We start from the raw sequence: 5,093 nt of genomic DNA on the forward strand, positions 1-5,093 counted from the left end.
GTCCACCGAGATGCCGAAGCCGCACGTCACGCGGCCGGTCCGGCCGATGGTCGGCAGCGGCGCGTAACTCCCGTACGAGGTGTCGCCGACCTGCGGAGAGCCGAACGCGCTCGTCAAATCCTGATCGCTGAGGATCGAGGAGCACGTCTTCGGCAACGCGGAGGCGGGCTCGATCGGCCCGGACAGCGGGTCATACGTCGCCGGCGCGCTCGGCGAGGCGGCCGCAGCCGACTTGGTGGCCGCCACGTGCTGCGTTCCACCGAATGAACACGCTGCCAGCGCGACCAGCGCACCCATCGCGCCGAGGATTGCCGAGGCGGAACGCGGCACCTCGGTACGGCGCAGCTGTCTAACGCAGCGTGCGACCGGCAGAGTCATGGCGCACACCGTAGTGGCCCGCGCCGCGGCGCGCAGCCCCTCTCGCCGTGTGCACCCGACCGCCTGCGGCGGGTGTGCGCCGATTCCGCCCCGCCCGACCGAGCCCGGTCGATAATGAGTAAGTGGACAACGACACCCTGGGGAATGACACGACGGACCGCGGAATCCACGACAACGACTCTCGACACGGGGACTTCGACGGCGCGCAGGCCGGATCCGGCGCCGGCCCGGCCGTCGCGTACCCGGCCCCGCATCCGGCCCGCAAGCTGCCCGGATGGCTCGCCGACGCGGTGATCTACCAGATCTACCCGCAAAGCTTCGCCGACTCCGACGGCGACGGAATCGGCGACCTGGCCGGGATCGCCGACCGCCTCGACTATCTCAGCTGGCTGGGCGTCAACACGGTGTGGCTCAACCCCTGCTTCGTCTCCGAGTTCGGCGACGCGGGTTACGACGTCGCCGATTATCTGACCATCGCGCCGCGCTACGGCAGCAATGAGGACTTCGAACGGCTCATCGACGCCGCTCGATCCCGCGGCATCCGGATCATGCTCGACCTGGTCGCCGGCCACACCTCGCACCTGCACCCCTGGTTCAAGCAGTCCGCCGACGATCCGTCCGACGACCGGTTCATCTGGTCGGACTCGGTGCACGCCCCGGTGCGCAACTGGATCCCCTCGCCGGGCCGCAGGCCGGGCTACTACCTCGCCAACTTCTATCCGATCCAGCCCGCGCTCAACTACGGCTACGCACGCCTGGACCCGGCCGAGCCCTGGCGCCAGCCGGTCGACGCGCCGGGGCCGCGGGCCAACCGCGCGGCGCTGCGCGAGATCATGGCGTACTGGTTCGACCGCGGCGTCTCAGGATTCCGCGTCGACATGGCGTACTCGCTGGTCAAGGACGATCCGGACCGCTCGGCCACCGCCGCGCTGTGGGGCGAGATGCGCACGTGGATCGACCGCGAGTACCCGGATCGGGCACTGCTTTCCGAGTGGGGCGACCCGAAGACCTCGGTTCCGGCCGGAATCCACGTCGACTTCTTCCTGCACTTCGTCGGCCGGGCGCTGCGCTCGCTGTGGGACAACGGGCAGGGCAGCCACGCGGCACAGTGGGGCACCGACCCGTGCTACTTCGCCCCCGAGGGCGAGGGCTCGATGAAGGAGTTCCTGGCCGCGTGGCGCGAGGCGGACGCGGCGATCAGCGGCTCCGGGCACATCGCGCTGCCGAGCGCCAACCACGACTTCTCGCGCCTGGCCTGCGGAACCCGCAGCCGCGAGATGACCGCACCGGCCTTCGCCTTCATGCTGACCTGGCCCACGCTCCCGGTCATCTACTTCGGCGACGAGATCGGCATGCGCTACGTGCCGGGGGTGCCGGACAAGGAAGGCAGCCAGCTCGACGACCAAGCACGTCAGGGCTCGCGTACGCCGATGCAGTGGGACGAGACGCCCAACGCCGGGTTCTCCACCGCGCCGCCGGAGCGGCTGTATCTGCCCATCGATCCGGACGAGGACCGGCCGACGGTCGCCGCACAGCGCGAGGACGAGAACTCACTGCTCGGCCAAGTCAGGAAGCTAATTGCGCTGCGCGCCGCGCATCCGGCCCTCGGCGCGGGCGGCACGGTGGACGTCCTGCACACCGGATATCCGTTCGTGTACACCCGCGGCGGCAACCACCTGATCGTGACGAACCCGCGGCGCGAGCCGGCCAGGTTCGACATCTCCGGTCTCGCCGGGGCCGCCGCCGGATCGGCGCCACAGTTGCGCACGCTGGCCGGGCACGGCGTGCGGATCGCCGGGAGGGATGTCGAGGCGGACGGCTTCTCCTACGGAGTGTTCGAGATCGGGTGACTAGCGCGGGTAGCGCTGCGGTTCGTCCACCCAGCCGCAGACCAGCACCAGCCCCGTCGAACGGTCCACCGCGACGAAACCGAAGGGCCGGTCAAAGGAGGCGGTCAGCTGTTTCACGGTGCGCGACGGCATGACGGCCGCCGCCATCATGCCCATCGCCGTGACCGCCGCCGCGACGAAACCCTCCGCCGAGAAGCTGGCTGTCGCGTCCTGGGCCGCGGCCTGGACGCACAGCGGAACCTCGCTGCTGATGCCAGGGAAATGGCCGGTCGAGCAATCGGCGGCAGCGCCGAGCCCGAACAGTTCGGCGCGCGCGAGCAGGTTGTGCTGGCCGCCGACCGTGAACGCGACTGTTTGCAGGCGCGCCTTTGGCTGCGCACCGGCCGAGCGGATCTCGCGCACCGTCAGACCGGGGCCCGGCTGCGCCCGTTCGAGGTCGACGGGTTCGGTCGTCGCCTCGGCGGCTGAGTCGCACGCGCGCACCGCCGTCGACAGCACGGTGCCGGGATGTGCATCTCGAGCGCCGAGTGCGAGCACGACGTTGATCTCGTCGCGGCCGCGCACGGTCGCGAGCGTGATCGGCCCGTCATCGGATGCTGCGATGCTCAGCTCCTCGACGGACGTGGCGCGGGAGAGCCCTGTTATCTCGCGTCCGGCCCAAGGACCCGCGACTTTCCACGGCATGGACTCGAATCGCTGCTCCCATTGCGTCCGCACCGTCAGCGCGCCGGCAAGGACCAGCAAGGTCGCAGCGTCGACTTGGATCGGCATCCGCCGCAGCAGCCCGTCGGTTTCCTTCTCGACCCAGGCGTCCAGCGCAGCCTGCGCACGCGTCGGGATCTGATCGAGCACGCCGTGCGCGACGCCGGGCAGGCGCGCGACCCAATCCGGGTTGACGGGCAGCGAGGCCGCAGTCCACAAGCCGAGCGCGGTGTGCACTGCGCAGTTCTCGTCGACGGCGGCCAGCAGACGCCTGGTGGCGTCGAGCCCTTCGTCGGCGGGTAGGCCGGTCGCCCGGGCCAGTTCCGCGCGCGCGGCGCCGCTCGCCGGGTCGGCGATCGCGGCCAGCAGCGGCCAGACCCCCAGTCCGGACAGGACCGTGCCGCCGCCGTCGCAGGTCTCCGCCCACCGCGCGGTCAGCCGGTTGGTCGCGGACACCGCCGCGCGGATCGCCTCGTCAACCACTTCGCCATCCATCCCGTCGGGCGGACCAAGGGCCGTTCCCTCACATCGTAGGTACGCGTGCCGGTGCGCGGGCGGGGAAATCGGGTGGCGGCCGGTCCGCGGCAGGGATTATCGTCATACTGACGTTAAGTGGAATGGCAGGTGTGATGAGCGCGCAGCTCAGGCAGGTCGCCGTGGAGAACCAGGCGATCGTGGACGCCGGCCGGTATCGGACGGCCGGCGGCGAGGAGGTCGAGGTCGCGTCGGTGCTGGCGGCGGCGGTGGCCGGGACGAGGTACTACGAGGCCCCCGAATTAACAGGCCCGCAGGAGAAGGGCGGCACCGTTGAGTGGGCCGATAGCGGGGAGGTGAAAACGACGATTGAGGTCACCGGAGAGGACACGGTCACGGCCGCGCGGCGCCTGGTGGCGTGGGCTGGAAATTCGGCCTCAGGACACGACTTCGCCACGGCGGCCCCTTCAGCTTCGGCTTCGACTCCGGACTCGGACGTGACCTCGCTGTCCGGGCCCGGCGGCACCGTCGCGGTGCTCAACTTCGCGTCCGCACGGCATCCCGGCGGCGGATATCTGACCGGAGCGAAGGCGCAGGAGGAAGACCTCTGTCGCAAGACCCTGCTCTACTGGTGCCTGCTCGCGGCTCCCGACTACTACGCGGCCCACCAGCGGGCACGGGACCCGTTCTACAGTCATCGGCTCATCTACTCGCCGGCCGTTCCCGTCATCCGCGACAACCACAACCGGCCGACCGCTCCGATGATCACCATGGACGTGATCACCTGCGCCGCGCCCAACGCGGGAGTCATCGAGCGCTACCGGCCCGAACTGGTCGGCCGAATCCCGGCGTCGCTCACCGAACGTTCCGGAGCCGTCCTCGAGGCGGCCGCGCGACACGGCGCACGGCGGCTCGTGCTCGGCGCCTGGGGATGCGGCGTCTTCCGCAACGATCCACGGCACGTTGCCGCGGCGTTCCGTGCGCACCTGACCGGCGACGGCGCGTACCGCGATGTCTTCGAGCACGTCACTTTCGCCGTGCTCGACCGTTCGGCGCAACAGCGGAACCTGGGCGCCTTTCGCGACGCGTTCGGCGTCGAGTCTTGAGCTGCTGCCGGATCCGGTCGAGGCTCAGAAGTCCGCGACCGTGATGCCGAGCGCCTGCGCGAGGGCGGGGGCGAGGTCGACCAGCTGTCCGCTGTCGATGATCGCCCCGCGCAGCGCGTCGTAGCCGGCCGTGATGCCCAGCTGCGCTCCGCGCAGGTCCAGGTGCTCGCAGGTCACCTTGGTGAAGTCCGTGTCCACCAGCCGGGAGTTCGGAAACGACACCCGGGTGAGCGAGGCCCCGCCGAAGTCGACGTCGCGCAGCATGCAGTTGTCGAAGGTCACGTCGAAGAGCTTCGCGGCGCGCAGGTTCAGCGAGTCGAACTTGCACCGCTCGAACACGACCCGCCGCAGCTGCGCCTCGTAGGACTGCACCCCGGCGACGCTCACCGCGACGAACGAGGAGTCCGTCCACTCGGTCTGCGCCAGATCGGTGGCGATCAGCCGCGAGTCGTGGAACCACACGTCGCTGAACCTCGAGCCGCGCAGCTTTCCGCCGTCGAACTGCACGGATTCGAAAGCGCAGTCCATGAACCTGGCGCCGCCGACGGCGACCTCGTCGAAGACCGTGCCGTCGAAGTGCACT

Annotated in this window: 4 protein-coding genes and 1 pseudogene; 2 read left to right on the forward strand and 3 right to left on the reverse strand. The window is 70.2% G+C overall.

Annotated features, from left to right (window positions below; translation table 11 throughout):
- A pseudogene (locus VFB40_RS05680) lies at positions 1-378 on the reverse strand (hypothetical protein); the annotation flags it as partial.
- 290 nt (positions 379-668) lie between these two features.
- On the opposite strand from VFB40_RS05680, the gene VFB40_RS05685 reads away from it, so the two are divergent.
- Complete coding sequence (locus tag VFB40_RS05685) at positions 669-2,228, forward strand: alpha-amylase family glycosyl hydrolase (RefSeq protein ID WP_349261357.1); 1,560 nt, start codon at positions 669-671, stop codon at positions 2,226-2,228.
- On the opposite strand, the gene VFB40_RS05690 is transcribed toward VFB40_RS05685, so the two are convergent.
- Positions 2,229-3,413, reverse strand: coding sequence for a serpin family protein (locus tag VFB40_RS05690; RefSeq protein WP_324848231.1), 1,185 nt, complete (start codon positions 3,411-3,413; stop codon positions 2,229-2,231).
- A gap of 146 nt (positions 3,414-3,559) precedes the next feature.
- On the opposite strand from VFB40_RS05690, the gene VFB40_RS05695 reads away from it, so the two are divergent.
- Positions 3,560-4,510 carry a TIGR02452 family protein gene (locus VFB40_RS05695; RefSeq protein ID WP_324848232.1) on the forward strand — a complete coding sequence of 317 codons (951 nt, stop codon included), beginning with the start codon at positions 3,560-3,562 and terminating at the stop codon, positions 4,508-4,510.
- A gap of 24 nt (positions 4,511-4,534) precedes the next feature.
- On the opposite strand, the gene VFB40_RS05700 is transcribed toward VFB40_RS05695, so the two are convergent.
- On the reverse strand, positions 4,535-5,093 hold a 559-nt coding region (locus VFB40_RS05700), incomplete at its 5' end, for a pentapeptide repeat-containing protein (RefSeq protein WP_324848233.1).

Source organism: Actinocrinis sp., from assembly GCF_035650855.1.
Lineage (GTDB): Bacteria > Actinomycetota > Actinomycetes > Streptomycetales > Catenulisporaceae > Actinocrinis.

What these genes read in the sequence shown, in the direction of transcription:
- VFB40_RS05695 (WP_324848232.1), top strand. Translation starts at nt 3,560, where the DNA reads ATGAGCGCGCAGCTCAGGCAGGTCGCCGTGGAGAACCAGGCGATCGTG.